At 67.9% G+C, this 25,786-nt stretch carries 26 protein-coding genes and 1 tRNA gene; 4 read left to right on the top strand and 23 right to left on the bottom strand.

Annotated features, from left to right (window positions below; genetic code table 11):
* Window positions 1-15: 15 nt before the first annotated feature.
* Both AC0VYB_RS08100 and AC0VYB_RS08095 read right to left on the bottom strand, forming a co-directional pair.
* Complete coding sequence (locus AC0VYB_RS08100) at window positions 16-1,185, bottom strand: tyrosine-type recombinase/integrase (protein WP_475385123.1); 1,170 nt, start codon at window positions 1,183-1,185, stop codon at window positions 16-18.
* A gap of 215 nt (window positions 1,186-1,400) precedes the next feature.
* A tRNA-Ala gene (locus AC0VYB_RS08095) sits at window positions 1,401-1,473 on the bottom strand.
* A 181-nt stretch (window positions 1,474-1,654) separates the two neighbouring features.
* On the opposite strand from AC0VYB_RS08095, the gene AC0VYB_RS08090 reads away from it, so the two are divergent.
* Both AC0VYB_RS08090 and AC0VYB_RS08085 read left to right on the top strand, forming a co-directional pair.
* Entirely contained in the window at window positions 1,655-2,863 is a 1,209-nt protein-coding gene (locus AC0VYB_RS08090; protein WP_009375462.1) for an NAD(P)/FAD-dependent oxidoreductase, read from the top strand.
* Between the two features lie 8 nt (window positions 2,864-2,871).
* Window positions 2,872-3,594: an alpha-ketoglutarate-dependent dioxygenase AlkB gene (locus AC0VYB_RS08085; protein ID WP_475385122.1), complete on the top strand. Its 723-nt coding sequence runs from the start codon at window positions 2,872-2,874 to the stop codon at window positions 3,592-3,594.
* A gap of 59 nt (window positions 3,595-3,653) precedes the next feature.
* On the opposite strand, the gene efeB is transcribed toward AC0VYB_RS08085, so the two are convergent.
* The 9 genes from efeB to AC0VYB_RS08040 form a co-directional block, all read right to left on the bottom strand.
* A complete protein-coding gene (gene efeB, locus AC0VYB_RS08080) occupies window positions 3,654-4,904 on the bottom strand; it encodes an iron uptake transporter deferrochelatase/peroxidase subunit (RefSeq protein ID WP_475385121.1) in 1,251 nt (416 codons plus the stop codon).
* Window positions 4,904-6,055, bottom strand: a complete 1,152-nt coding sequence (gene efeO, locus AC0VYB_RS08075) for an iron uptake system protein EfeO (RefSeq protein ID WP_095375866.1) — start codon at window positions 6,053-6,055, stop codon at window positions 4,904-4,906. The genes efeB and efeO overlap by 1 nt, the downstream gene beginning before the upstream one ends.
* A gap of 132 nt (window positions 6,056-6,187) precedes the next feature.
* Complete coding sequence (gene efeU / locus AC0VYB_RS08070) at window positions 6,188-7,039, bottom strand: iron uptake transporter permease EfeU (RefSeq protein WP_095375865.1); 852 nt, start codon at window positions 7,037-7,039, stop codon at window positions 6,188-6,190.
* A 119-nt stretch (window positions 7,040-7,158) separates the two neighbouring features.
* Window positions 7,159-7,581 (bottom strand): cation:proton antiporter, encoded by a 423-nt coding sequence (locus AC0VYB_RS08065; RefSeq protein ID WP_009375456.1) that lies wholly within the window; start codon window positions 7,579-7,581, stop codon window positions 7,159-7,161.
* Window positions 7,581-7,841: a monovalent cation/H+ antiporter complex subunit F gene (locus AC0VYB_RS08060; protein ID WP_009375453.1), complete on the bottom strand. Its 261-nt coding sequence runs from the start codon at window positions 7,839-7,841 to the stop codon at window positions 7,581-7,583. Before AC0VYB_RS08060 ends, AC0VYB_RS08065 begins: the two co-directional genes overlap by 1 nt.
* The gene (locus tag AC0VYB_RS08055; protein WP_162909019.1) at window positions 7,838-8,266 is read right to left on the bottom strand and encodes a Na+/H+ antiporter subunit E; all 429 of its coding nucleotides are present in this window, start codon (window positions 8,264-8,266) and stop codon (window positions 7,838-7,840) included. The genes AC0VYB_RS08060 and AC0VYB_RS08055 overlap by 4 nt, the downstream gene beginning before the upstream one ends.
* Window positions 8,263-9,780: a monovalent cation/H+ antiporter subunit D family protein gene (locus AC0VYB_RS08050; RefSeq protein ID WP_009375450.1), complete on the bottom strand. Its 1,518-nt coding sequence runs from the start codon at window positions 9,778-9,780 to the stop codon at window positions 8,263-8,265. The genes AC0VYB_RS08055 and AC0VYB_RS08050 overlap by 4 nt, the downstream gene beginning before the upstream one ends.
* Window positions 9,777-10,109 (bottom strand): sodium:proton antiporter, encoded by a 333-nt coding sequence (locus tag AC0VYB_RS08045; protein ID WP_009375449.1) that lies wholly within the window; start codon window positions 10,107-10,109, stop codon window positions 9,777-9,779. The genes AC0VYB_RS08050 and AC0VYB_RS08045 overlap by 4 nt, the downstream gene beginning before the upstream one ends.
* Window positions 10,106-13,156, bottom strand: a complete 3,051-nt coding sequence (locus AC0VYB_RS08040; protein ID WP_063249801.1) for a DUF4040 family protein — start codon at window positions 13,154-13,156, stop codon at window positions 10,106-10,108. Before AC0VYB_RS08040 ends, AC0VYB_RS08045 begins: the two co-directional genes overlap by 4 nt.
* A gap of 108 nt (window positions 13,157-13,264) precedes the next feature.
* Here AC0VYB_RS08040 and AC0VYB_RS08035 point away from each other — a divergent pair, with 108 nt between their 5' ends.
* Complete coding sequence (locus AC0VYB_RS08035; protein ID WP_009375443.1) at window positions 13,265-14,395, top strand: glycosyltransferase family 4 protein; 1,131 nt, start codon at window positions 13,265-13,267, stop codon at window positions 14,393-14,395.
* Window positions 14,396-14,418: 23 nt separating this feature from the next.
* Here the strand turns inward: AC0VYB_RS08035 and AC0VYB_RS08030 are convergent, their stop codons facing one another.
* The 12 genes from AC0VYB_RS08030 to AC0VYB_RS07975 all read right to left on the bottom strand — a co-directional run bounded on the left by AC0VYB_RS08030 (window position 14,419) and on the right by AC0VYB_RS07975 (window position 24,473).
* Window positions 14,419-15,015 (bottom strand): histidine phosphatase family protein, encoded by a 597-nt coding sequence (locus tag AC0VYB_RS08030; protein WP_009375442.1) that lies wholly within the window; start codon window positions 15,013-15,015, stop codon window positions 14,419-14,421.
* Window positions 15,012-15,419, bottom strand: coding sequence for a ribosome silencing factor (gene rsfS / locus AC0VYB_RS08025; protein WP_009375441.1), 408 nt, complete (start codon window positions 15,417-15,419; stop codon window positions 15,012-15,014). Before rsfS ends, AC0VYB_RS08030 begins: the two co-directional genes overlap by 4 nt.
* A gap of 35 nt (window positions 15,420-15,454) precedes the next feature.
* A complete protein-coding gene (locus AC0VYB_RS08020; RefSeq protein ID WP_009375439.1) occupies window positions 15,455-16,861 on the bottom strand; it encodes a hypothetical protein in 1,407 nt (468 codons plus the stop codon).
* Window positions 16,854-17,459, bottom strand: coding sequence for a nicotinate-nucleotide adenylyltransferase (nadD, locus tag AC0VYB_RS08015; RefSeq protein WP_040340979.1), 606 nt, complete (start codon window positions 17,457-17,459; stop codon window positions 16,854-16,856). Before nadD ends, AC0VYB_RS08020 begins: the two co-directional genes overlap by 8 nt.
* Window position 17,460: 1 nt before the next feature.
* Window positions 17,461-17,613 carry a hypothetical protein gene (locus tag AC0VYB_RS08010; protein WP_162909020.1) on the bottom strand — a complete coding sequence of 51 codons (153 nt, stop codon included), beginning with the start codon at window positions 17,611-17,613 and terminating at the stop codon, window positions 17,461-17,463.
* 97 nt (window positions 17,614-17,710) lie between these two features.
* Window positions 17,711-19,000: a glutamate-5-semialdehyde dehydrogenase gene (locus AC0VYB_RS08005; protein WP_063249794.1), complete on the bottom strand. Its 1,290-nt coding sequence runs from the start codon at window positions 18,998-19,000 to the stop codon at window positions 17,711-17,713.
* Window positions 19,001-19,003: 3 nt separating this feature from the next.
* Complete coding sequence (gene proB, locus AC0VYB_RS08000) at window positions 19,004-20,170, bottom strand: glutamate 5-kinase (RefSeq protein WP_095375864.1); 1,167 nt, start codon at window positions 20,168-20,170, stop codon at window positions 19,004-19,006.
* Window positions 20,167-21,711: a GTPase ObgE gene (gene obgE / locus AC0VYB_RS07995; protein ID WP_063249789.1), complete on the bottom strand. Its 1,545-nt coding sequence runs from the start codon at window positions 21,709-21,711 to the stop codon at window positions 20,167-20,169. The genes proB and obgE overlap by 4 nt, the downstream gene beginning before the upstream one ends.
* Window positions 21,712-21,797: 86 nt before the next feature.
* Window positions 21,798-22,049 (bottom strand): 50S ribosomal protein L27, encoded by a 252-nt coding sequence (gene rpmA, locus AC0VYB_RS07990; protein ID WP_009375430.1) that lies wholly within the window; start codon window positions 22,047-22,049, stop codon window positions 21,798-21,800.
* A gap of 15 nt (window positions 22,050-22,064) precedes the next feature.
* Window positions 22,065-22,373, bottom strand: coding sequence for a 50S ribosomal protein L21 (gene rplU / locus AC0VYB_RS07985; protein WP_009375428.1), 309 nt, complete (start codon window positions 22,371-22,373; stop codon window positions 22,065-22,067).
* Between the two features lie 181 nt (window positions 22,374-22,554).
* A complete protein-coding gene (locus AC0VYB_RS07980; RefSeq protein ID WP_009375426.1) occupies window positions 22,555-22,860 on the bottom strand; it encodes a chorismate mutase in 306 nt (101 codons plus the stop codon).
* Between the two features lie 80 nt (window positions 22,861-22,940).
* Complete coding sequence (locus AC0VYB_RS07975; protein ID WP_009375424.1) at window positions 22,941-24,473, bottom strand: alanine/glycine:cation symporter family protein; 1,533 nt, start codon at window positions 24,471-24,473, stop codon at window positions 22,941-22,943.
* Window positions 24,474-24,615: 142 nt separating this feature from the next.
* Between AC0VYB_RS07975 and AC0VYB_RS07970 the strand changes: the two genes are divergently transcribed.
* Window positions 24,616-25,734: an SPFH domain-containing protein gene (locus AC0VYB_RS07970; protein ID WP_082834906.1), complete on the top strand. Its 1,119-nt coding sequence runs from the start codon at window positions 24,616-24,618 to the stop codon at window positions 25,732-25,734.
* Window positions 25,735-25,786: the final 52 nt, after the last annotated feature.

Raw genomic sequence — 25,786 nt, 5'->3', positions numbered from 1 at the left:
TACCAGGGCGTCAACTCACGCGCCGAACATGGTCGCTATCTCCTCCGACATGCGCTCGGCGAGAGAGTGGTCCCGCTGCTTCTCGGCGTGCTGGTACTTCATCGCCGACGACAGCGACTTGTGGCGGCCCCGGCGCATGAGTTCCTTCGTCGTGGCCCCGTACCGGGCGTACATTGTCAGCCCGGTGTGCCGGAGGTCGTGGAACACGAAGTTCTCCATCCCGTCGACCTGGGCGCGCGCCTCGTTGAACTTCTTGCGGAACGAGTTCGGGTGGAGGTGCTTGGTCCGATCCCTCGGGTGCGGCACGATCAGGCCGTCGTCGCCGGGTCCAGCGAACTGCAGGATGTGTCGTTTGAGCGCGGGGATCATCGCGGCGGGGATCGCGACCTCCACGTCGTCCTCGTCGTTCTTCGTGGTCGTCACGACCGCGCCAGTGCCGGTGATGAACTGGACCTGCCGGGACGGGAGCGCGAACCCCTCGTCGAGGTTGAGGTCTGACTTCCGCAGTTCCAGAATCTCACCCTCGCGGAGTTCGAGCCACGCGGCAATCGGGACGGCAATCGCGAGGTGCGGCACCATCGCCGCGGTGAGAGCTTCGACCTGCTCGACCGTGGCGACGCGCTCCTCGGCGGACTTCCGGCGCACCGGCCTGTGCTTCGTCGCGCCTGGCAGGTTCATGGGGTTGCGGTCGAGATAGCCGAGCTTGACGGCCTGGTTGAGCAGCGCGGAGAACGTGAGCACCACCGACGCCGGGACGCCGGGCGACGCATCGACGATGAGACGGTCGTACCAGCGGGTGATCGACTTCTCCGTGAGCGACTTGAGCGGGGTGCTGCCGAACGTCGGCTTCACGTGCCGTGCGTACCGGTACCAGTGGACCTGCTTCGTCTTCGGCTTGAGGCCGCGACGCCGCATCGTCGCGAACCACTCGGGGACGAAGGCATCGACGGTGAACTGGTCCTCGGCGGCCTGCCGGTCGGCCTCCTCGCGTTCGGCGCGCTCCTGCGCCCTCGACTTCCACGTCCCCGCGGTGATCCGTGCGTGCTCGGAGTTCAGCCACGCCCTTGCTACGGTCTTCGCGTTCTTCGGGAACACCTTCGACGGTCGTGTCCCGTCTGGTGCGTTGTAGCGTGCCCGGAGCTTCCCGTTCTTCGTCTCGATGGTGCCGAACTGTCGTGATGCCATGATCGTCTCCTGTGTCCTTCCCCGCCCTGGGAGGAGTGTCGGCCCGTCCCCGCGCCCTAGTGGGGGCTGAGTGGGGGCGGAACAATCGTCACTTGTTTCATACTGTTTCATATTAATCGAACACAGCCCCGGCGGTGAAGATCAGGAGAAACGCCTGGTCAGACGCAAAACACCCGGCAACTCAGGGAAGTGAGTTACCGGGTGTCAATCGAAAGTGGAGCTAAGGGGAATCGAACCCCTGACCTCTTCATTGCGAACGAAGCGCTCTACCAACTGAGCTATAGCCCCTGACAGGGATCAACTTTAGCCCCGACCACCCGTGTTGCACAAAATCACGTGACGACCGCCTCGGCGAAGCCTGGGGAGGACAGGCGGCCTGCGAGACAACCCACCATGTCGATCCGCTGTTTGACTCTCACCCCACGGCAGTACAGGCTGTGACTGACACCACTGTTGAGAAGGAGCGGACATGGCACAGGAATTCGGAATCGTCGTCGTCGGAGCCGGCATCGGCGGAGGTCAGGTCGTCGAGTCGCTGCGGAACGACGGCTTCGCCGGCACGATCGCACTCGTCGGCGCCGACCCCCTGCCCCCGTACTACCGTCCCGACCTGTCGAAGAAGCTCATGCTCGAGGACACCGACCCCGGCGATTCCGAGCTGCGCGGCGAGGACTGGTACGCCGCCCACGACGTCGAGACGTTCTTCGCCGACGCGGCCACGAAACTCGACACCGCGTCGCGGACCGTCACCCTCGCCTCCGGCGATGAGCTCTCCTACGGGCAGGCGATCCTCGCGACCGGATCGACCCCGCGCACCCTCGACGTCCCCGGCGCCGACCTCGCCAACGTCCACACGCTCCGCAGCGCCGGTGACGCCGTCGCCATCCGCTCCCAGTTCGGCGAGGGACGGAAGGTCGTCATCGTCGGCGGCGGCTGGATCGGACTCGAGGTCGCCGCTGCCGCCCGCTCCCACGGCTCCGAGGTCACCGTCGTCGTCCGCGACGCCCCTCCGCTCAAGGCCGTCCTCGGTGAGGAGATGGGGAGGTACTTCGAAGAGCTCCACGTCTCCCACGGGGTGACGTTCTTCGGCGACGCCGAGGTCACCGGCTTCACCGGCGACGGCGCCGTCGAGACCGCGCAGACCACGCAGGGAGACATCCCCGCCGATCTCGTCGTCATCGGCATCGGTGCCGACCCCACCGTCGACCTCGCCGAGGCGGCCGGGATCGACGTCGACAACGGCGTTCCCACCGATGAGCGGATGCGCACGAGCGAGGGCAACGTGCTCGCCATCGGTGACATCGCCAACGCCTTCAACACCCGACTCGACTCCCGCATCCGCGTCGAGCACTGGGACAACGCGGTGCGCCAGGCCGATGTCGCCGCCTCGACGCTCACCGGCGGCAGCGCCGTCTACGACTGGGAGCCGTACTTCTTCACCGACCAGTACGACCTCGGCATGGAGTACGTCGGCCACGGCTCCGGAGACGACGAGGTGACGATCCGCGGCGATAAGGACTCCGGCGAGTTCATCGTCTTCTGGACGAAGGACGGCACGCTCACCGCGGCGATGAACGTCAACATCTGGGACGTCAGCGACGAGCTGCGCGCCCTCATCGGCAAGCAGGTCGACACCGCGAAGCTCGCCGACGAGGCGGTGCCCCTCTCCGAGCTCTGAGCCCGGCGATGGACTCCCTCTTCGCCGACGACGCCTTCGATCGCGCGGCCCGGGTCGTCGCCCCGGGCGCGGTCTGGCTCCCCGGTTTCCTCGACGACGCGGCGCAGGCGTGGATCCTTCGGCAGTACGCGGCCTGGCGCGCGGGACCCGTCCCGGCACACGCGACGACGATCCGCGGGCACCCGATGAGCGTGACGACGATCGGGCTTGGCTGGCATTGGCGTCCCGGCCGCTACGACCGGGAAGCCAAGGACGTCAACAATGAGCGCGTCCTCCCGTTCCCCGACTGGATGACCCGGCTGGGACGTCAGGTCATCGCTGCCGCCGCCGAGGCGGTCGCCGCCGACCCCGACTCCCCCGGCCCTGCACCCGCCTCCTGGGGTCTCGACCCGGATGCGTACTCCCCCGACGTCGCGCTCGTCAACTACTACGACGGGTCGGCGAAGATGGGGATGCACCAGGACAAGGACGAGCGCGACCCAGCCCCGGTCGTCTCGCTCTCCCTGGGCGACTCGTGCACGTTTCGCTTCGGGAACACGGAGACGAAGAACCGACCCTATGAGGACATCCGCTTCGCCTCGGGCGATGCCTTCGTCTTCGGCGGACCCGCCCGGTTCGCCTACCACGGGGTGACGCGGATCCACCCGGGAACGGCACCGGAGAGCGCACAGCTGAACGACCTCGGCGGGGGCCGGATCAACATCACGATGCGCGCGACCGGACGGGACTGAGCACGCTGGCGCACCCACGCTGGCCCGGCGCGACTGAGTTCAGCCCAGCGGCACCCACCTCACGCGAACAGCGTCTGTCCGATCCACCCACCCTCGTTCACCCCGGGCGGGATCGCGAAGAGTCCCGACCCGGTGTGGAGGAGGTATTCGCTGAGCGCATCCTCCTTCGCCAGGCGGTTCTGCATCGGCACATAGTCGCCGGCAGGATCGGCAACGAAGGCGATGAAGAACAGGCCCGCGTCGAGGTTGCCCTGGGCGTCCGCGCCGTCGGCGTAGTTGTAGCCGCGCCGCAGGATCCGGGTGCCCCCGTTCTGCTTCGGATGAGCGAGGTGGACATGAGAACTCGTCGGGATGATCGGCAGATTCCCTGCCCCTGCCATCCCGAAGTCCGGCTCCGTGAACTCCTCACCCCCGGACAGCGGTGCCCCGGTCATCTTCGTGCGCCCGAAGATCTGCTCCTGACCGTCGAGGCTCTCCCGGTCCCACGTCTCGATGTGCATCCGGATCCGCCGGGCGACGAGGTAGCAGCCGTCGTCCATCCACGACCCGTCGCGCACCCACACATGCTCGCCCAGCGCCTTCTCCTCATCGGAGCGGATGTTCGCCGTCCCGTCCTTGAACCCGAAGAGGTTGCGCGGGGTCCCCTGCTTCGGCGACGTCGAGGCGGTGCGCCCGAAGCCGAGCTGCATCCACCTGGTCGAGACGATCCCGAAGCCCATCCGGATGAGGTTGCGCACCGCGTGGACGGCGACCTGCGGATCGTCCGCACATGCCTGGAGGCACAGGTCCCCACCGGTTCGCGCCTCGTCGAGGCGGTCGCCCGGGAAGTGCGGGAGCTCGATGAGACCCGACGGCAGCCGGTCGGCGATGCCGAACCGGTCCTGCCCGTCGGCGTCGGTGAAGAGGCTGCGCCCGAAACCGATGGTCACCGTGAGGTGCCCGGCGCTCAGTCCCTGCGCCTCCCCCGTGTCCATCGGCGGTGCGAACCGAGAGCCCCCGGCCACGCCGTCCTCGACGACGGGCAGTCCCCGGCTGAGGTTGGCCGCCGCGGCCGTCCACTGCTTGAGGAGGTCGATGAGCTCGTCCCGGTCATCGGTGAGGACGTTGACGGCGGCGAAGCACATCCGGTCCTGCGCTTCGGTGACGATGCCGGCCTGATGCCGCCCGAAGAAGTCGACGATGTCGTTCTCCGCCCCGACCGCCTCGGCGATCGGATCGTGGGCGAAGAAGCCCGCGGCGGCACCGGCGGCAAGTGTGCCCGCCCCGACGCCGAACATCGCGCGTCGGGAGACACCTGGCCGGTCGGTCATCAGCCGACCACTTTGTCGGTGAGCTGCGACAGCGGCTCGGAGAGCGCGTTGACGGCGTCGGAGAGCTCCTTGACCTCGTCCTTGCTCAGCTCGGTGTAGAGGACGAAGCCCTCGCCCTTCCGGTGTCCGTCCAGCAGGGTCTGCAGATCGGCGAACCGGGTGCTCAGCGTCTCGTCGAGCTCCTTGTCCCGGGTGGCCAGCAACGGCTGGAGATCCTCATACGCGACCCTGGCGCCGTCGACGTTGGCCTGGAAGTCCCAGAGGTCCGTGTGCGACCACGTCTCCTCCTCACCCGTGACCTTGCCCGTGGCGACCTCGTCGAGGAGCTCCTTCGCCCCGTTCGAGAGCTGATCGGGGGTGAACGTCATCTCACGGGTGCGATCGTAGAGGACCTTCGTGTCCTCGATGAGGAGATCGGCGTACTTCTCCCTGTCCGCGTTGCTCAGCGCCGTGTAGCCGTCCTGCGGCGGCCAGAGGTCCTTCTCGAGCAGGTGCCAGCCCGTCCACTCCTGGCCGTCCTCGAGGTCGGCCTCACGCAGGTCGAGCTTGGGGTCGAGGTCGCCGAAGGACTCGGCGACGGGTTCGATGCGCTCCCAGTTCGTGCGCACCTTCGGGTAGAGTTCGCGCGCCTTGTCGTCGTCCCCCGCCTTGTACGCCTTAGCGAAGTCCTCGGTGCCGGTGAGCAGCTGCTCGGTCTGATCCTTGACGTAGGCCGAGTACTGGGTCGTCGCCTGTTCGGCGAGCTGGGAGTCCTCGGCGCTGACCTGCTCACCGCCCTCACCCTTCGTCACCGTGAAGTCCCCGCGCAGTCCGTCGCCGACCATGCCCGGCTTGCATGCGGTGAAGTACTTGCCTTCGGGTGCGGTGACCGTCAGCGACCGTTCGAGTCCCGGGGCGATGTTCTCGACCTCGCCGATGATCCGCAGCCCGTCCTCGCCGAGGAGGTAGAACTCGGTGACCTTCGATCCTTCGTTCGTGACGTCGAACTTCAGGGTGCCCGCCGGTGCCTCGGTGGCGGCGACCTCGCACGAGTCGTCGGTGCTCGTCACGGCGATCGCGCCGCCCTGGTCGGCGTTGGGCTCGCAGCCGGTGAGCAGCAGTGCCCCGCCGACGGCCATGACGACGGCGACGCTGGGGTTGAGGGTTCTCATATCCATCCTTGGGGTGAGTCTCCGCTGGCTGAGCGGAGGAGGTGACGGTCCGCAGGTCGCGGTCCGGAGCGGTGCGCCCGCGGTGGAGCGGGAGCGCGAAGCGTCGTCGGGAGCGGGCCCGAGGACGCGAGGTCAGGCGGTGGCGGCGGCCGGAGCGGCCGCGGGCTTCGGCGCGGACCGCAGTCCGCGGACGAAGAGCGTGCCGACGACGATGACGTAGAGCCACCACACGGCGAACTCCACCCAGGTCGTGGCCGGGGAGAAGTTGAAGATTCCCTTGAGGAGCACGCCGTACCAGCTCGTCGGCGGGATCGCCTCAGAGACGTCGAAGGCGAGCGAGTGGAGTCCGGGGATGATCCCCGCCTCCTGCAGGTCGTGGAACCCGTAGGCGAGGACGCCGGCGGCGACGATGATGAGGAACGCCCCCGAGTACGTGAAGAACCGAGAGAGGTTGAGCCGGAGCAGTCCTTTGGCGATGAGCCACGCGAGGGCGACGGCGATGAGGATGCCCGCGACCGCGGCGAGCGTGAGACCGAGGGCGGACGCCCCCGCCGAGGCGTTCGCGCGGGTGGCCGCCCAGAGGAAAAGGGCGGTTTCGAGACCTTCGCGACCCACCGAGAAGGCGCCGAGGACGACGAGTCCGATGAGCGGACCGTCGAGGGCTCTGTCAGCGGCCGTTCGCAGTTCGCCGGCGAGCCCTTTGGCGGTGCGCGCCATCCAGAAGATCATCCACGTGACGAAGCCGACGGCGATGATCGAGAGTGTGCCGCCGATGAATTCCTGGGCCTCGAACGTCAGGGTCGAGGGTCCGAAGGTGAGCAGGGCACCGAAGCCGAGGGAGACGACGATGGCCGCGGCGATCCCCCACCACATCGCCCGGATCTCCCGGGTGCGGCCGATGCGCCCGAGATAGCCGATGAGGATGCTGACGATGAGAGCGGCCTCGAGGCCCTCACGCAGGCCGATGAGAAACGTCTGGAACATGGCTGGCTTTCTGCTGAGATGGCGCGCCGGCGTCTGCGGCTCGCTCATCCTAGCATAAGGAAAGGCTCACCTAATCCTCAGCTGTCGGTGCGATGTTTCCGCTTCTCAGCTGCCGGTTCTCAGCCGTTCGGCCCGGGCCGGTCGTCCTTCGTCACCGGCTCCGCATCCGCGGGGTCCGGGTCCTCGATCCCCTCCGGGGGCTGCGCCAGCCGGTTCGGCGAGGTCTTGCGGTAGATCGGCTGTCCCGAGAGCACGCTCGCGCGCGACAGCGTGTTGCTCGCGACCGAGGAGACGATGATGAGGCAGAGGATCGTGGCGAGGAGGACGAGCAGAGACGTGACGCTGAAGCCCTCGACGTAGAGATCGCTGACGTAGGCGGCCAGCGCGATGAGCGGCAGGCCGAGACCGGTGGCAGGAGAGAACACGTTGATCCGCGAGAGTGCGTCGCGGACCCGGAACATCGCCAGCGCAGAGGCGAGGACGATGAGGGACCCGGTGATCCCGAAGACGCCGACGAGGATGGTTGCGGTGAGCTCATTCATCAGCGATGCCCCCTCGTGAGGATGCGGGAGAGCGCGATGGTGGCGAGGATGCCGACCATCGAGGCGAGGAAGATGACATCGAGGACGATCGAGGACGAGACATGGATCCCGATGATCGTGAGCATGCCGACCGCGCAGAAGTACACGAGGTCGCTGACGACGGCACGGGAGCCGAGGTCCTTCGCGGTGATGACGCGGATGAGGCCGATGACGATGGCCACGGCGAGGATGATCGCACAGACGGCGACGATGACGGTCATGGTCTGCCCCTCTCTCCGGCCGAACCCGGGTCGATCCAGTTCGCCTCCACCTCGGCGACGCCCGAGGGAGGACTCTGCGGGGCCCGTCCCCGAGTCATCGCCAGCAGCCGCGACTCCATGTCGTAGAGGCCCTCGAGGGCAGCGTCCTCGGAGTCCTCGAACAGGGCGTGGACGAAGAGGACCGGCGGGGTCGTCGCCGTGCCCGCGGCGATCGCGGTGACGAGCGTGCCCGGGGTGATGGTGATCGAGGAGGCGAACAGGGTCACCTCGAGGTCCGTGCGGCACCGCAGCGGCACCTCGACGATCATCGGGTGGGCGTAGGGGCGGTTGACCCTGAACAGGTGGCCGACGACCTTCGCGGTGCCGACGATGATGGCCCAGAGGATAAAGAACACGTAGGAGAGGCCGTTGATCACGCGTCTCATGGTGTCGTCACCGCCTCGATGTAGTCGGTGTGGTCAAGGAGGCCTTCGGCGACGCGCGCCGTGACCTCGAGCAGCGGTTCGGGCCAGACGAAGATCGCCACGGACACGGCGATCATGATCGTCCCGGGCACGAGCAGGCGCGCGGGGATGCGCAGTCCGTCGGGGACCGGTTCGGTCGGTGCACGCCCGGTCTCCGCGGAGTCGGGCCGGTAGGACTGCATGGGCGGACCCCAGAACGTGTTCCGCCACGTCCGCTGGAGGGCGAGCATCGAGATGAGCGCCCCGACGACGATCGCCGTGACGATCCACCAGCCGGCGGCGTCACCGACTCCGGTCGCCGCCCGGATGAGTCCGATCTTCGCCCACATGCCCGAGGTGGGCGGCAGCCCGATGAGGGAGAAGAGGCCGAGGACCATGAGCACGCTCGCCCACTTCTCCCGGCTCGCCAACCCGGAGAGCTTCTTGAACGATCCCGTGCCGTAGGTCTGCTCGACCGCGCCCATGACGAGGAGGAGCCCGGCCATCGTGATCATGCTGTGGACCATGTAGAACGCGCCCGCGGCGAGCGAGGCGACGGTGAGGAGGGCGACGCCGACGAGAGTGTGGCCGACGCTCGCGGTCATCTGGAAGGCGAGGACGTTGCGCACGCGGTTCTGCCCGAAGCCCGAGAGCGCGCCGAGGATGATGCTGAGCACGGCGATGACGACGATGAGGTTCGCCCACGCCGGCGGTTCCCCGTAGACGGTCGTGCACACCCGGTAGATCGCGTAGAGCGCGACCTTCGAGTGGAGACCGGAGAAGAGCGCCATCATCCCCGCCGAGGTGTTCGGGTAGGACCGTGCCAGCCAGCCGTGGAAGGGAGCACCGCCGGCTTTGACGAGCATCGCGAAGAGGACGATGCCGAGTGCCAGCGCTCCCTGCCCTGTGGGTGTGCCGAGCTGGGCGAGGACGGCGAGGTTGACCGTGCCGGTCGCACCGTAGACGAAACCGACCCCGATGAGCAGGATCGTCGAGGTCAGGAGGTTGACCATGACGAACATCCGTCCCACGCCGAGGCGGCGCCACGTTCCCGTGACCGCGATGAGCGCGTACGCGGGCAGGACCATCACCTCGATGAAGACGAAGAAGTTGAAGAGGTCGCCGGTGAGCAGCGCCCCGTAGACGCCGGTGAGCATCATCATCACCAGGGCCGGGACGAACCGGTACTGGTCCTCGCCGGTGTTGATGAGGAAGATGCAGCTCACGAGCGCAGTCAGGGAGGTGAGCACGAGCATGAGCGCCGTGAACGAGTCCGAGACGAACGGGATCGCCAGTCCCGGGATGTAGCCGCCGACGTCGTGGGCGATGACCGGGATCCGCTGGTGGAGGACGAGCAGACCGAGGCCGCTGAGACCGACGAACGAGGGCACGGCGAGCAGGAGGACCCGGTCGAGGGTCCGGGAGGTGATGAGGACGCTGAGCGCCGAGGCGAGCAGCGGAAGGCCGACGAGGAGGAGCAGGAGCGATGAGTTCACGATTCGCGGACCTCCCCGGTCTCGGGGGCGCGCTTCTGGTCGTCGTCATGGCCGAGCACGGCGAGGGCGAGCATGAAGATCGTCACCGCCAGGGTGATGACGATGGCGGTGAGGACGAACGCCTGCGGCAGCGGGTCCGCTGCGAGACTCTGGTCGCCGCGGCCGCTGAGCGGTTCGACCCGCCACGCACCGACGCCGGCCGAGAGGAGGACGAAGTTCGCTGCATGCGAGAGCAGGGTGAGGCCGAAGACACCGCGGACCATCGACCGCTGCATCATCAGGTAGACGCCGCCCGCGGTGAGGACGCCGATCGTTATGGCCAGGATCATCGGGTCTCCCCCTCAGCCGTGGTCGGGGCTTCACCGCGGTCGAGCGGTGCGTTTCCGTCGAGGATGTGCGTCGTCGAGGCTCTCACCTTCCGGTCGGATCCGCGCGCGGCGATCCGGTCGCCGAGGCCGGGACGCTCACCCCTGATCGACTCCATCGGGCCCTTGAGCTCACCGTAGAGGAGTTCGTCGGCGCGTTCGCGGGTCCGCTCGACATCGCGGCGGATGATCCCGTCGGTGAGCACATCGTCGCCGGCCGGCGTCGCCGCGGAGTCGGAGACGCCGAGGAGGTTGAAGGAGAGGAGGATGAGCCCGAGGACGGCGAGGTAGACGCCGACGTCGAAGAGCAGGGACGAGGTGTACTTCTCACCGAGGATGTAGACCTGCATCGGCTCGAGGAAGGACCCGGCGACGACGAGGCCGAGGAGACCGGTGAGGATGGCGATGCCGATGCCGACGCCGATGAGGTAGAGCGGGGCGCGCGGCGGACCGATCGCCCGGTCCTTGGCTGTGGACATGTAGAGCAGCCCGATGACCGCGGAGCCGATGAGGGCGGCGATGAAGCCGCCTCCGGGCTCGTTGTGCCCGCGCCAGAAGATGAGCAGTGAGGTGACGACGAGCAGCGGACCGAGGACCTTGATCGTCAGCTGCAGCGGGATGACGTTGGGCCACGCTTCGTGGACGCCGCGGTAGGCGCTCGTGCCCTTCGGCCGCACGGTCACCCACGCCCGCCTCGGCGGCTCCGGGATGTTCTCCGCCGGAGGGTCGATGTAGCGGTCCTTGACCGTCGACATCACGGCGACGATCGCGATCCCGGCCATGCCGAGGACGGTGAGCTCGCCGAGCGTGTCGAGGGCTCGGAACTCGACGAGGATCGTGTTGACGATGTTGTGCCCGCCGCTGATCTCCGGGGCGTTCTCGATGTAGTACATGCCCACCAGCGAACGCTCCCGGCGCCCGTTGAGGGTGAGCGTGAGCAGGGTGACGGCGGCGCCGACGAGGATCGCGAAGACCGCACGGGTGGACTGGAGGCGCTTCGAGTACCGCCAGAACGAGCGCGGCAGCTTCTGGAGGACGAGCATGATGACGATGATCGTCATCGCTTCGACGAGCAGCTGCGTGAGCGTGACGTCGGGCGCCCCGAGCGCAAGGATCTGCACGGTCGCGAGGATGCCGACGGCGGAGAGGGAGACGACGGTGGTCAGGCGCGAGTGCGAGGTGCACACGACGAGGACGGCGATGGTGATGAGGACGAGGAGAACGACGTCGGGGGCCCGCCACAGGTTGTCCTGCAGCGGCGGCAGGTTCGGGAAGATCACGGGCACCGAGACGAAGGCGATGAGGGCGAGTCCGCCGAGGCTCGTCGCGAGGTAGGGTCCCGAGTTCATCGGGCGCACGACGATGCTCAGCCCGCGGCCGATGCGGATGAGGCCCACAACGATGCCGTTGATGACGTCGGCGCCGTCGAAGCTCAGCCGCGCCCGGTGGAAGAACGCGAAGACCTTCGACCGGTTGATGATGAGGATGATGCCGATGGCGATGATGAGGGCAGAGGCGAAGAGCTCAGGGGTGAATCCATGCCAGAACTTCACATGGACCTCTTCGGGCTCACCGGGGATCGCGGCGGCGACGACCTCGGTGAGCGGGGTGTCGAAGACGAAGAGGACGAAGCTCAGCGGCAGGGAGGCGACGATGGGCAGTCCGGCGGCGATGAGCATGACCGGTGAGGAGTGCCCGAGCTCGCTCTTCGTCACGGGTTTGCCGTCGATGAACGCGCCCCACACGGTCTTCGCGCAGTAGGCGAAGGTGAGCACCGAGGCGGCGACGGCGAAGATGAAGAGCATCCACCCGGAGCCGGGGACCTCGAAGAGCGCGGTGAACAGCGACTCCTTGGACACGAATCCGAGCAGCGGCGGGATGCCCGCCATCGAGGCGCACCCGAGCGCCATGACGGCGAAGGCGACCGGAGCCGGACCGATGAGGCGCGGGATGCGGGTGAGCTCACGGGTGCCGGCGAGGTGATCGACGACGCCGACCATCATGAACAGCCCCGACTTGAACAGCGCGTGCGCGATGACGTGGAGGGCGGCCGCGGCGATCGCAGCCTCGGTGCCCACGCCGATGACGGCGGTGATGAGCCCGAGCTGGGAGACCGTCGAGTACGCCATGAGCTTCTTCACGTCATGCTGGTTGAGGGCGAACCAGCCGCCGATGAAGGCCGTGATGAGGCCTGCTGACACGAGGATGACGTTCCATGCGGGGGTGGCGTGGAAGGCGGGCGAGAAGCGCATCATGAGGAAGATGCCGGCCTTGACCACGGCTGCCGCGTGGAGGTAGGCGGAGACCGGGGTGGCGGCGGCCATCGCATCGGGCAGCCACGAGTGGAACGGGAACTGCGCGGACTTCGTCATCGCCGCGACGGCGACGAGGACGGCGACGAGCGTCGTCACGGCCGGCTGGGTCGCCCACACATCGGAGACGAGGGCCTCGTGGAGGTTCGTCGTCCCCGTCGCCGCGATCGTCACGCCGACGGCGACGAGGAGGGTGAGCCCCCCGATGAAGGTGATGAGCAGGGTGCGCAGGGACGGTGCCTGTCCGGGCGAGCCGGAGCGGGCGATGAGGAAGAACGAGGCGAGCGAAGTCAGCTCCCAGCACACGAAGAGGACGATGAGGTCGTTGCTGAGCACAAGCGCGACCATCGAGAAGGTGAAGACGACCATGAGCCAGTAGAAGCTCGTCTCCCCTCCTCCCCTGGGCAGGTAGGCCGTCGAGTAGACGAAGACGATCGCGCCGATGATAAGGGCGATGTAGGTGAAGACCACGCCGATGCCGTCGGCGCGCAGAGCGAGGTCGACGCCGAGACTCGGCACCCACGGAAGCGTCGCTTCGGGATCGGCCCCGGCCATCACCTCGGCGGCGGTGGGCGTGAAGAGGGCAGCCACGCCGAGGTAGGCCGCAGCCAGCGGCCATCCCGCGGCCCGACCGAAGAGGCGGGTGAGGAGAGGGGTGAGGACGACGAGGGCGGCGAGGGCGATTATCGTTAGGATCATGACCGGAGCCTCAGGGCTTCGGACGCAGGTGCTGGTTCCTTCACTCACTGGCCCTTCGTCGCGGCGAACGCTCACTTTCGAATGTTCAGACTATCGACTCGGAGTTCCATGAGCAAAAACTCAGACGGCCTTCAGACCTCCTCTCCCATCCGCGTCTTCTTCGATGCCCGGTTCACCCGGACCACCCACCACGACGGCATCTCCCGGTACGGATCCAGCCTGCTCGCCGCTCTGCTCGAGGCCACCGCGGGCACGGACATCGAGGTCACGGCGATCATCAGCGACGAGGCGCAGCTCGGACTCCTGCCGCCGTGCCGGTGGGTGCGGCTCAACTCCCCCACATCGCCGTCCGAGGTCGCCGTCGCGCGCCGACTCAACGCCCTCGGTGCCGATGTCGTGTTCTCGACGATGCAGGTCATGGGGTCGACGGGGCGCCGATACGGGCTCATCCTCACCGTCCACGACCTCATCTACTACTCGCATCCGCTGCCCCCGGCCGATCTTCCCGCCCCTGTGCGCCTGCTCTGGCGCCTCTACCACCTCAGCTTCACTCCCCAGCGACTGCTGCTCAACCGGGCCGATGCCATCGCCGCGGTGAGTGAGACGACGAAGTCCCTCATCGCCGACCAACGTCTGACGACCCGCCCGGTGACGGTGGTCTCCAATGCCGCGGAGGTGAGAGTCACCGAGCCGCGGACGACGAACCGGGCGGGCGCAAGATCGCTGGTCTACATGGGCTCGTTCATGCCCTATAAGAACGTCGAATCGCTCATCCGCGCGCTCGAGCACCTGCCGGGCTGGACCCTGCACATCGCAAGCCGGATCGAGGGGCGCAGGGAGGCGCAGCTGCGAGCCCTCATCCCCGACCGGGCCAGGGTCGTCTTCCACCGCGGAGTCAGCGATGAGGAGTACGCCGATCTCCTCGCCGAGGCGACGGCCCTCGTCACGGCCTCCCGGGCGGAAGGATTCGGTCTGCCCGTCATCGAAGCGATGGCCAAAGGGGTGCCGGTGGCGGTCTCGGACATCCCGATCTTCCACGAGATCACCGGCGATGCCGCGGTGTTCTTCGATGAGGACGATCCGGCGTCGATCGCCGCTGCGGTCGGGGAGCTCACCGATGCGCGCACATGGGAGGAGACGGCTGCGGCGGGACAGGTGGCGTCACAGCGGTTCTCCTGGGACGCCTCTGCCGCGGCCCTCGTCGACCTCATCAGGACGGTCCACGCGGCGCGCAGATGAGCGGTGGTCGGCGCGGGAGCGTCTCAGACCGCTGCGGTCCCCCAGTGGCGCAGCACCCACGTGTCGCCGGTGAAGCCGAACTCGCCGTGGCCGCAGTTGCCGAGCACGGCGAGGCGCCCGGTGCCGCTCATCCCGAGCAGCTCCTCGGAGGCGGCGCGCAGCACGGCACCGTGGGCGACGATGACGATCGACTCGGCATCGGTGCCGGTGACGATGTCGGTGATGGCCCGGGCCACGCGGTGCCCGGATTCGGTTCGGGTCTCTCCCCCGGGCGGACGCGTGTCGGCTCCGGAGATCCAGGCGTGGAGCTCATCGGGCCACGTCTGGGCGATCTCGTCGCGGGTCAGTCCCTCCCAGTCGCCGAACGAGGTCTCCCGCAACCGTGCGTCACGGCTGACGGTCAGTCCGACGCGTTCGGCGAGCTGGTCAGCGGTCGCCGTGGCGCGCAGGAGGTCGGAGGAGACGATGAGATCGGGGTGGAGTTCGGCGAGGGCGACGGCGGCGCGTTCAGCCTGTTCGAGTCCCACCGCGTTGAGAGCGATGTCCGACTGCCCTTGGAACCGCCGGGCGACGTTGTAGTCGGTCTGACCGTGTCGCCAGACGACGACGGTCGTCGTCATCGGACGTCGGTCTCGCCGGGCGTCTCCTCGGTCCCGGTCGCCTGCCCGGACTCGTCACCGAGTCCGACGTCGATGACCGGGACGTCCTTCCACAGACGCTCGAGGGCGTAGTACTCCCGCTGCTCGGACGAGAAGACGTGGACGACGATGTCGCCGTAGTCGAGCAGCACCCAATCGCCCGAACCTCGGCCCTCGCGGCGCAGCGGCTTGCGGCCGAGCTCCTTGAGCAGGGCCTCCTCGACACCGTCGACGATCGCGCCGACCTGCCGTTCGCTGTCGGCGGACACGATGAGGAAGGCATCGGTGATGTAGAGGGTCGAGCTGACGTCGAGGGCGACGATGTCGGTGCCGAGTTTGTCATCGGCGGCCTTCGCGGCCGTCCTCAGCAGTTCGGTGGTGTCCACGCGGTCCTTTCGGGATGGTCAGAGCAGTCGGGAGGTCAGAGCAGCATGACGAGGGCGATGACGATGAGGGCGACAGCGAAGAGCGCCGCCACGCCCAGCACGATAAAGGGTACTTTGGACGGCTCCTCGCCGACAAGGATCTGTCCGTCGTGACCGGTCACGGCACTCGCCTTGATCCGGTGTCCCGGCGGGTTCTCCGTCTCTTCGTCCTCGTAGTCGGCGTTCGGCAGAGCCCATGCCTCGGGGACGGCATCCATCGGCCGGGTCTCCGGGTTCGCGGCCAGCGCCCGGGCGGCGTCGTCGGCCGACTGTGCGGACTCCGCTTCGTCACCTGCCCGCTCGTCCTTCTTCGCTGTCTCGGCCCCGTCGGTCGGCGACGTCGTCCCGGTCCGCGGGGTCGACGTCGGTGACGCGGTCGCGGTCTCGACGACCTCGGTCTCGGTGATCTCGGTCTCCCGTGCCCCCGTCTCCGTCGTCGTCTCGCTCACCTGCGCCGAGGCGGCGGTGACGACGCGCACGCCCTTCGTTGCCGGCGGCTGGACGATAGGCATCCGCCGCGAACGCGTTGTCGCCTCCCGGTCGGCAGTCTTCGCCGGTGTCGCCGGCGCGGCAGACTCTGCGTCGGTGCCCGCCCGTGCGGCCGGCTTCTCCGCCGCCGCGGACGTCCCGGCCTGCTTGATCGCCGGCGTGTTCGGGGTCGCGTCGGTCTGCGCAGCGGGCTTCTCACCCGGTGCGGGGGTCTTCTCCGCCTTCACGTCGGGAGCCTTCGACTCCTCCCGGTTCGGCATAGTGCCCTTGCCCGGTGCGTCGGCGGGTTTCGCTACGGTGTACTCCGCAGGTGCGGAGCCGGTCGGCCGGGCGGGGGCGTCCTCGGGTGCGGCGGGGCGCGGTGCCGAGTCCGGGGTCACCGGGGACTCGAAGTCGCGCGCGGCCACCTCGTCGGAGGTGCCCCCGAAGCCGGCGGTGTCGAAGGATTCGTGTTCGACGGGTCGGGCGTCCGCGTCGGGTTGCGACTCCTCGGGTTCGGCGATGACGGGGATCGCGCCCGTCGAGAGATCACCGTCGAGGGAGAGTCCGTATTCGCGGAGGTAGCGTTTGCGCTCGGCACGGGATTCGAAATGCGGCAGCGGCGCACGCCGGGGATCGAGGCGATCCGCGGCGTTGACCGGGGGACGTTCCTGCGGGAGGTGGTCCGAGGCCAGCGCACCGCGTTCGTGGGCGACCTTCTCCGCCGGCGCCGGATCGATGCGCGAGGCGGAGTCCTGGACCGCCTCGGCAGGGGCCTTGGGCTTCTCCACCGGACGCTCAGGCGGCGTGAGGAGATCGGCCCGGTTCGTCTCCGTCGGCTGTGCAGGGGTCGACCTGGCCTCGAACTCCTGTTCGGCGGCCAGACGCTCGGCTTCGCGCCTGGCACGCCGTGACGTGAACTGCTCTTCAGCCATTATCACTCCTGTACAGGTCATGTTTCGCGATGTACTGCACCACGCCGTCGGGCACGAGGTACCAGACCGGGGCTCCGTCCATCACCCGTTGTCTGCAGTCCGTTGACGAGATCGCCAGGGCCGGGATCTGCGCCAGGCTCAGCCGGTCGACGGGCAGTCCCTCGCTGCGCAGTTCGTGGCCGGGTCGGCTGACCCCGACGAAGTGCGCCAAGGAGAACAGCTCATCGACATTCTTCCACGTCAGGATCTGAGCCAAAGCGTCCGCGCCGGTGATGAAGAACATCTCCGTGTCCTCGCCGAGGCTGGCGGTGAGGTCGCGCAGGGTGTCGATCGTGTACGTCGGGCCGGGCCGGTCGATGTCGACGCGGGAGACGCGGAACCGCGGGTTCGACGCCGTGGCGATGACGGTCATGAGGTATCGGTGCTCGGCATCGGTGACCTCTTGGGCGTCCTTCTGATAGGGCCGACCGGTGGGGACGAAGATCACCTCGTCGAGGTCGAAGGTCGATTGGACCTCGCTCGCGGCGACGAGGTGCCCGTGGTGGATGGGGTCGAAGGTGCCGCCCATGACACCGACCCGACGGGTGCGATCTGCCATATCAGTGGCGGTAGGAGATGCCCTTCCACGACCGGACCACGACGGCCATCGTGAGGAAGATCGCCAGGGTGATGAGTCCGTAGCCGATCGGCTCCATCGGCAGCTCGTTGTGGGCCGCTGCTTCTTCGGCGGCTGCCAGCAGAGTTGCGTTCACGGTAGTGCTCCTTGTGTCTCGGACCGGCGGTGACCGGTGTGGTGTCCCATCAGTTTCTCACGTCATGTCGGCTGCGCGTGCAGCGACATGGGCGAAGTCAGTCGCGGATCTGCCCGTTTCCCTGCATGATCCACTTCGTCGTCGTCAGCTGCTCGACGCCCATCGGACCACGGGCGTGGAGCTTCTGCGTCGAGATCCCGACCTCCGCGCCGAAGCCGAACTCTCCCCCGTCGGTGAACCGGGTGGAGACGTTGACGCCGACGGCGGCGGCGTCGATGGCTGTGACGAAGGTCTCCGCGTTGTCGATGTCCTTCGTCACGATCACCTCGGTGTGTCCGGAGGTGTAGGCACGGATGTGGTCGATGGCCTCGTCGATGCCGGAGACGAGCTTGACCGCGAGTTCGAGGTCGAGGTACTCCTTGGCCCAGTCCCGCCGCGAGACGCGGCGGATGCGCATCGACTGCGGGGCCAGGGCGGCGACATCGGCGTCGGCGTGGACGACGACGCCGGCCGCCTCGAGGCGCTCGAGGAGCTTCGGCAGGATCCTCTTCGCGGCCTTCTCGTGGACGAGGAGCGTCTCAAGCGAGTTGCACACGCTCGGGCGCTGCGTCTTCGAGTTGATGACGAGGTCGACGGCGGTCTTCACGGTCGCCGAGGAGTCGATGAACATGTGGACGTTGCCGATCCCGGTCTCGATGACGGGGACGATCGAATCCTGGACGACGGCGTTGATGAGCTCGGCGCCGCCGCGTGGGATGAGGAGGTCGACGTAGTCGCGGGAGTTCATGAGCACGCTCGCCCCGTCGCGTCCGTACTGGTCGATCGTGCTGATCGTGTCCGCGGGCAAACGGACGGATTCGACGGCACGGCGGAGGACGGAGACGAGTTCGGCGTTCGTGTTCTCCGCTGCCGAGCCTCCGCGCAGGATCGAAGCGTTGCCGGCTTTGAGGGCGAGGATGGCGATGTCGACGGTGACGTTGGGGCGGGCTTCGTAGATCGCACCGATGACGCCCATGGGCACGCGGGACTGCGTGAGCCGGATCCCGTTGGGCAGGGTGCGCCCGAGGACCGTGGTGCCCACCGGGTCGGGGATGTCGATGACCTGCTCGACGGAATCGGCGATCGCTGCGATCCGCGCCTCGTCGAGGCGGAGGCGGTCGAGGAGCGATTCGCTCATCCCGTTCTCAGCACCCCTGGCAAGGTCGCTCTCGTTGGCCTTGACGATGCGGGCAGAGGACTCGCGCAGCCCCTCGGCGATCGCCTGCAGTGCCGCATCCTTCTCCGCCGTCAAGGTCGTGGCCAGACGAGCGGCGGCCGCCTTCGCGTTCCGCGCGATCCTCGTCACCCCGCGCACGGTCTTGGGGTGGATGTCGGCTGCTGCGGTCATGGACTAGCTCCTCCCGCTCACGTGGGTGAGGACGAGATCGTTGCGATGGATGACTTCTTTACGGTAGTCACTTCCCAGGCGGGTGCCAAGTTCCTCTGTGGTCAGCCCGAACATCATCGGCAGCTCGGCGGAGGAGAAGTTCGTCATCCCCCTCGCCACGGTCTCTCCGCTCAGACTGCGGATCTCGACAGGGTCACCTGCCTCGAACTCGCCGTCGACGCCGACGACCCCGGCGGCGAGCAGACTCGTCCCGCGTGAACGCACGGCCGTCGCGGCGCCGTCGTCGATCGTCACCGAGCCGAAGGTCCGCGCCAGATGCCGCAGCCAGAGCAGACGCGTGCCGCGGCGACGGTGGGTGACGGAGAACGCCGTGCCGACGTTTCCGCCGGCAAGCACCTCGCCGACCCTGTCCGCCGAGGTGAGGACGGCGGGAATGCCCGAATCGGTGACCATGAGCGCGGCATCGACCTTCGTCGCCATGCCCCCGGTGCCCGTGCCGGCCGAGCCCACTCCCCCGATCGCGACCCCGCCGAGGTCGTCAGGACCGGCGACATGGCCGATCCGGGAGGAGGTGTCCAGGTGGGGCGGGCCCGTGTAGAGGGCGTCGACGTCGGAGAGGAGGACGAGGGCGTCGGCGTGGGAGAGGTGGGCGACGAGGGCGGCGAGCCGGTCGTTGTCGCCGAACCGGATCTCCTCCGTCGCCACCGCGTCGTTCTCGTTGACGATCGGCAGCGTGCCGAGGGTGAGCAGCCTGTCGATGGCCCGTTGGGCGTTGCGGTACCGGGTGCGACGGATGAGGTCGTCGGCGGAGAGGAGGACCTGGGAGGGCACAAGGTCCCAGCGGCCCAGTGCCCGGGTGTAGGCGGCCATGAGCAGGCCCTGTCCGACGCCCGCAGCCGCCTGCTGGGTGGCGAGGTCGCGGGGGCGGCGGCGCAGCCCGACGGGTTCGAGGCCGGCGGCGATCGCACCGGAGGAGACGAGGACGACCTCGCGGCCTTCGGCCCGGTGGGCGGCGATCGCGTCGGTGAGGGCAACGAGGCGGGATTCGTCGAGTCCGCCGTCGATCGTCGTCAGCGACGACGACCCGACCTTGATGACGATGCGCTTGGCCGCCGCGATGTCCGCGCGCACAGCTGCGCCGGCCTCCTGCGAGCGGGTCGTCGCGGTCATCGGTCGTCGCTGGGTTCGGCGTCGCCGCGTGCTCGCGCGGCCCTTTCGGCGAGGCGCTCGGCCTCGAACTCGGCACGCACCGCGGCCTTCGCGTCCTGCCGTTCGTGGTAGGCGGCCTTGCGCTCCTTGCGGCTCGCGCGGGCCTCCTCCTCGAGGCGGAGATCGGTGCCGCGGGACCCGAGCAGTTCGGCCCCGCCGACGCTCGTGGGATCCCAGTCGAAGACGACGCCGTCGCCCTCGCCGATGACGACGGTGTCGCCGGGCTTCGCACCGGCCTTGAACAGCGCCTCTTCGACGCCGAGGCGCTCGAGCCGGTCGGCGAGGTAGCCGACGGCCTCGTCGTTGGCGAAGTCGGTCTGGACGACCCAGCGTTCGGGCTTGTCACCGAGGACGCGGAAGACCGGACCGTCGGAGTCGCGTTCGGAACGGATCTCGAAGCCCTTGTCGTCGACGGCCTTGGGTCGGATGACGACCCGCTGGGGCACCGCCTCGAGCTCCGCGCGGCGTTCGCGTTCGGCGGCGACGAGGCCGGCCATGGCGAAGGAGAGCTCGCGCAGGCCCGCATGGCTGACAGCGGAGATCTCGAAAACGCGGTAGCCCGCCGCCTCGAGGTCCGGGCGGACGATGTCGGCGAGATCGCGGCCGTCGGGGATGTCGACCTTGTTCAGTGCCACGAGCTTCGGGCGTTCGGAGAGAGGAAGGTCGCTCGTGCCGTCGCCGAGGTCGACGGAGTAGGCGGCGAGTTCGGACTCGATGGTCTCGAGGTCGGAGACGGGATCCCGACCGGGCTCCCACGTCGCCATGTCGATGACGTGGACGAGGGCCGCGCAGCGTTCGACGTGGCGGAGGAACTCGAGTCCGAGGCCCTTGCCCTCGGAGGCCCCGGGAATGAGCCCGGGGACGTCGGCGATCGTGTAGCGCACGTCTCCGGCCTCGACGACGCCGAGGTTGGGCACGAGCGTCGTGAACGGGTAGTCGGCGATCTTCGGCTTCGCGGCCGAGAGCGCGGCGATGAGGCTCGACTTTCCCGCCGAGGGATAGCCGACGAGGGCGACGTCGGCGATGGTCTTGAGTTCGAGGACGAGCGTCGAGGACTCTCCGGGTTCACCGAGGAGGGCGAAGCCGGGGGCCTTGCGCTTCGTCGAGGCCAGCGCGGCATTGCCGAGTCCGCCGCGGCCGCCGGCGGCGGCGACGAATTCGGTGCCGGGTCCGACGAGGTCGGCGAGGACCTCACCCGACTGCGTCTTGACCACGGTGCCGTCGGGGACGGGGACGATGAGGTCCTTGCCGTCGGCGCCGTGGCGGAGGTCGCCCTTGCCGATGCCTCCGCCGTCGGCCCTGAGGTGGGGGCGGTGGTGCAGAGGAAGCAGCGTCGTCGTCTGCGGGTCGACGACGAAGGTGATGTCGCCGCCGCGGCCGCCGTTGGCGCCGTCGGGGCCGCCGAGGGGCTTGAACTTCTCCCGCCGGATCGAGGTGCAGCCGTTTCCGCCGTCGCCGGCGGCCAGGTGGACCGTGACACGGTCAATGAACTCGGTGGCCATGATGTCCTTATATCAGATGAAGGGTGAGTCAGGAGACTCACCCTTCATGCTCCCCCGCCGAGCGGGAGACGTTCAGTGTCCGTCGGTCAGACGCCGACGATGTTGACGACCTTGCGGCCGTTGCGCTTGCCGAATTCGACGGCGCCCGCCGTCAGTGCGAAGAGCGTGTCGTCGTTGCCGCGGCCGACGCCGACGCCGGGGTGGAACTTGGTTCCGCGCTGGCGGACGATGATCTCACCGGCCTTGACGACCTGGCCGCCGAAGCGCTTGACGCCGAGGTACTGCGGGTTCGAGTCGCGACCGTTGCGGGTCGAGCTGACTCCCTTTTTGCTTGACATGTCAGATGTCTCCTCTTACTTGATGTTCGTGATCTTGAGACGGGTGAGGTCCTGGCGGTGGCCCTGACGCTTCTTGTAACCGGTCTTGTTCTTGTACTTCTGGATCACGATCTTGGGACCGCGCAGTTCATCGACGACCTCGGCGCTGACCGAGATCTTCGAGAGGGCATCGGCATCGGTCGTGACCGCATCGCCGTCGACGAAGAGGACGGCATCGAGCTCGACGCTGTCTCCGGCCTTCGCCTTCATTCGGTTGACTGTGATGATGTCGCCGACGCTGACCTTTTCCTGGTGGCCACCGGCACGGACAATGGCGTAGACCATGGTCGAACCCTTTCTGCTCTTTCGCATACGAACGGCGGCTGATCCCTTGGCTCTGACGGAAGCGGCGCTTCCGCAGGAGACCCATTGAGAGGAATCACCGGCCGTGGTGCAACACGCGCACCGACGATCCAGTCTAGTCGATCCGGGTTCGTCTCGGCAAACCGCTGACGGGTCGGCCGACTCAGCCTTCGCGGGACTCGGCGATCCGCTCGTGGTGATGGATGACCTCGGCGACGATGAACGCGAGGAACTTCTCGGCGAACTCGGGATCGAGGTGCGACTCCTCGGCCAGACGGCGCAGACGGGCGACCTGTCGGGCCTCACGGGACTCGTCGGCGGGCGGGAGCCCATGGTCGGCCTTGAGCTCCCCGACGGTCTCGGTGAGTTTGAATCGCTCCGCGAGGAGGTGGATGAGGGCGGCATCGATGTTGTCGATGCTGCCGCGCAGCTCGAGGAGTCGGTCCTGGGCTCGGGTGTCGTTCGTCACCGGATCAGTCTAACCGCGACGCACGCACTGCGCCCCGGGACCCGACCGGGTTCCCGGGGCGCGGTGAGGGCCGCAACCGCTCAGGCAGGCTGTTCGACCGGGACGGCGTCCTTGGTGTCCGGGTCGGTGAGCGTGCCGGCCTTGCGGTCGGCGAGGTACTTCTTGAGCTCCTTCTTGACCACCGGCATGAGGATGTAGAGGCCGAGGATGTTGATGAAGGCGCACATGAACAGTGCCGCGTCGGCGAACTCGACGACCTTGCTGAAGCTGGCGACACAGCCGATGACGACGAAGACGCAGACGAGGACGCGGAAGACCATGATCGTCGCCCTGCCCCGTCCGAAGAGGAAGCTCCATGCGCGCTCACCGTAGTAGGCCCAGGTGATGAGCGTGGAGAACGCGAAGAGGGCGACGGCGATGGCGAGCAGCACCGGGTACCACGAGGCGACGGTCGAGAACGCGTCCGAGGCCAAGGTGACGCCGCCGATCTCGCCGGTGCCGATGGATTCGGTGTAGGAGGGCTGGTTGGCGACGATGATCGTCAGTGCGGTCATGGTGCAGATGACGACGGTGTCGATGAAGGGTTCGAGGAGGGCGACGAAGCCCTCGGAGATCGGGCGCCGGGTCTTGACCGCGGAGTGGGCGATCGCAGCCGAGCCGATCCCGGCCTCGTTCGAGAAGGCGGAGCGCTGGAAGCCGATGATCATGACGCCGACGATGCCGCCGGCGATGCCCTGCGGGTTGAACGCGCCTTCGAAGATCTCGCCGATCGCCAGCGGGATGGTGTCGAAGTTGATGGCGAGGACGAGGAGGCAGGAGATGACGTAGAAGATGCCCATCGCGGGGACGAGTTTGTCGGTGACCTTCGCGATCGAGCGGATGCCGCCGAGGATGACGAGTCCGACGAGGAGGGCGAAGAGGATGCCGAAGATCAGTCCGGCGAAGGGGCCGCCGAGGAACCCGTCCTCGCCGCCGGTCGCGGTGCGCACCTGGGCGAAGGTCTGGTTGGCCTGGAACATGCCGCCGCCGACGACGCCGAAGATGAGGATGGCGATGGCGAAGATGCCGGTCAGCGTCATCGCCACGGGGCGGGAGAAGCGGCGGAATGCGACGGGCAGGTACTTGAAGGGCCCGCCGTGGACGACGCCGTTCTCGTCGATCTCGCGGTACTTCACACCGAGAGTGCATTCGACGAACTTCGTGCACATGCCGAGCAGCCCGGCGATGATCATCCAGAACGTCGCACCGGGACCGCCGAGGGCCACCGCCACACCGACGCCGGCGATGTTGCCGAGGCCGACGGTTCCCGACAGTGCCGAGGCCAGCGCCTGGAAGTGGGTGACCTCACCGGGGTCGGTCGGCGAGGAGTACTTGCCGCGGACGACCTCGAGGGAGACCTTGAAGCCGCGGAACTGGATGAAGCCGAAGTAGAGGGTGAAGATGAGGGCGCCGATGATGAGCCACGCGACGACGAACGGGAAGGAGATCTCCCCGATGGTCACGGGAACGAAGATGACGCTCGAGAACCAGGTGGCGATCGGATCGAACCACGCGTTGATGGCGTCGTCGACGGGAGAAGTGGGGGCGTCTGAGGCTAAGAGGAGTCTGTCCATGAAGCCTCAATGTTCCGCAAAGGGGCCGCCGGATCAAGCGAATTCGCGTCCGTCATCCGGACAGTTACGGAACTGTTACGTGAGTCACATATTCGGTCGCACCAAATGATTCGCGACTCCCTCGGTGCCCTAAGCTGGCGTCATGTCAGAGAACCATCCGCCGTCATTCCCGAACGATTCCGACCCCCGACCGCATCCGCCGGGGCAGGCTGGTCCCGGGCAGGTCGGCCCGACCGACCCCGGACGCGGACTCGGCGCTCCCCCACACGGTGGGGGCCCAGCGGGAGAGGCTCCGAACGATCATCGCGGACCCCTGCGTGACGGCCCGGGACGGCCCACCCGCATCGTCTCTCCCGAGGGTGAGCGGGTGCGCGAGCGGCCCGCAGGAGGGGTCTCCGGCTACTTCGCGATCGTCGCCGCCGTCGGACTGCTCATTCTCGCCGCGCTTCTCGCCCTCATCGGCTTCGGGCTGATGATCGCGCAGCAGCCGCTGGGGGTCATCCTCATCGTCCTCGGCGTCCTCGCCTTCATCGCCTCGATGTTCCTCTTCAAGGGATGCACCTCGGTGGCGCCCGGCCATGCCGTCGTCCTCCAGCTCTACGGCCGCTACGTCGGAACCGTGCGGCAGTCGGGGCTGCGCTTCGTCAATCCGCTCTACTCGAAGCAGCAGGTCTCGACGCGCATCCGCAATCATGAGACGTCGACGCTCAAGGTCAACGACCTCGACGGCAATCCCATCGAGATCGGCGCCGTCGTCGTCTGGCAGGTCAGGGACACCGCGCAGGCCCTGTTCGAGGTCGACGACTTCGAGGAGTTCGTCGCGATCCAGGCCGAGACCGCCGTCCGCCATATTGCGAACTCGTACGCCTACGACTCCTCCGATCCGCGCCGCATGTCCCTGCGCGACAACGCGGACGAGATCACCTCGAAGCTCTCCGAGGAGGTCGCCGCGCGCGTCGCCTCCGCCGGTGTGACGGTCATCGAGTCGCGGATCACCCAGCTCGCCTATGCCCCGGAGATCGCCCGCGCGATGCTGCAGAGGCAGCAGGCGACCGCCGTCGTCGCCGCCCGCCAGCTCATCGTCGAAGGAGCTGTCGGGATGGTCGAGACCGCGATCGAGCAGATCGAGCGCCGCGACATCGTCACGCTCGGCCATGCCGAACGCAGTGACCTCGTCACGAACCTCATGATCGTCCTCTGCGGGGACCAGGCGGCTCAGCCGACGATCAGCACGACGAGGAACCGACAGCCCGGCAGTTGAGATCCCCGCCAGAGGCCACAGGGCTCGATCCCCGCGCACAGAGAAGCGCCCC

Source organism: Brevibacterium sp. Z349TD_9 (assembly GCF_056173565.1).
The sequence above is the reverse complement of the archived record's forward strand: the minus strand, read 5'-3'. Positions and strand labels throughout refer to the sequence as shown.

Coding starts and splice junctions, on each gene's coding strand:
- AC0VYB_RS08100 (WP_475385123.1), bottom strand. CDS start 1,185: ATGGCATCACGACAGTTCGGCACCATCGAGACGAAGAACGGGAAGCTC.
- AC0VYB_RS08090 (WP_009375462.1), top strand. CDS start 1,655: ATGGCACAGGAATTCGGAATCGTCGTCGTCGGAGCCGGCATCGGCGGA.
- AC0VYB_RS08085 (WP_475385122.1), top strand. CDS start 2,872: ATGGACTCCCTCTTCGCCGACGACGCCTTCGATCGCGCGGCCCGGGTC.
- efeB (WP_475385121.1), bottom strand. CDS start 4,904: ATGACCGACCGGCCAGGTGTCTCCCGACGCGCGATGTTCGGCGTCGGG.
- efeO (WP_095375866.1), bottom strand. CDS start 6,055: ATGAGAACCCTCAACCCCAGCGTCGCCGTCGTCATGGCCGTCGGCGGG.
- efeU (WP_095375865.1), bottom strand. CDS start 7,039: ATGTTCCAGACGTTTCTCATCGGCCTGCGTGAGGGCCTCGAGGCCGCT.
- AC0VYB_RS08065 (WP_009375456.1), bottom strand. CDS start 7,581: ATGAATGAGCTCACCGCAACCATCCTCGTCGGCGTCTTCGGGATCACC.
- AC0VYB_RS08060 (WP_009375453.1), bottom strand. CDS start 7,841: ATGACCGTCATCGTCGCCGTCTGTGCGATCATCCTCGCCGTGGCCATC.
- AC0VYB_RS08055 (WP_162909019.1), bottom strand. CDS start 8,266: ATGAGACGCGTGATCAACGGCCTCTCCTACGTGTTCTTTATCCTCTGG.
- AC0VYB_RS08045 (WP_009375449.1), bottom strand. CDS start 10,109: ATGATCCTGGCCATAACGATCGGCGTCCTCACCGCGGGCGGCGTCTAC.
- AC0VYB_RS08040 (WP_063249801.1), bottom strand. CDS start 13,156: ATGATCCTAACGATAATCGCCCTCGCCGCCCTCGTCGTCCTCACCCCT.
- AC0VYB_RS08035 (WP_009375443.1), top strand. CDS start 13,265: ATGAGCAAAAACTCAGACGGCCTTCAGACCTCCTCTCCCATCCGCGTC.
- AC0VYB_RS08030 (WP_009375442.1), bottom strand. CDS start 15,015: ATGACGACGACCGTCGTCGTCTGGCGACACGGTCAGACCGACTACAAC.
- AC0VYB_RS08020 (WP_009375439.1), bottom strand. CDS start 16,861: ATGGCTGAAGAGCAGTTCACGTCACGGCGTGCCAGGCGCGAAGCCGAG.
- nadD (WP_040340979.1), bottom strand. CDS start 17,459: ATGGCAGATCGCACCCGTCGGGTCGGTGTCATGGGCGGCACCTTCGAC.
- AC0VYB_RS08005 (WP_063249794.1), bottom strand. CDS start 19,000: ATGACCGCAGCAGCCGACATCCACCCCAAGACCGTGCGCGGGGTGACG.
- proB (WP_095375864.1), bottom strand. CDS start 20,170: ATGACCGCGACGACCCGCTCGCAGGAGGCCGGCGCAGCTGTGCGCGCG.
- obgE (WP_063249789.1), bottom strand. CDS start 21,711: ATGGCCACCGAGTTCATTGACCGTGTCACGGTCCACCTGGCCGCCGGC.
- rpmA (WP_009375430.1), bottom strand. CDS start 22,049: ATGTCAAGCAAAAAGGGAGTCAGCTCGACCCGCAACGGTCGCGACTCG.
- rplU (WP_009375428.1), bottom strand. CDS start 22,373: ATGGTCTACGCCATTGTCCGTGCCGGTGGCCACCAGGAAAAGGTCAGC.
- AC0VYB_RS07975 (WP_009375424.1), bottom strand. CDS start 24,473: ATGGACAGACTCCTCTTAGCCTCAGACGCCCCCACTTCTCCCGTCGAC.
- AC0VYB_RS07970 (WP_082834906.1), top strand. CDS start 24,616: ATGTCAGAGAACCATCCGCCGTCATTCCCGAACGATTCCGACCCCCGA.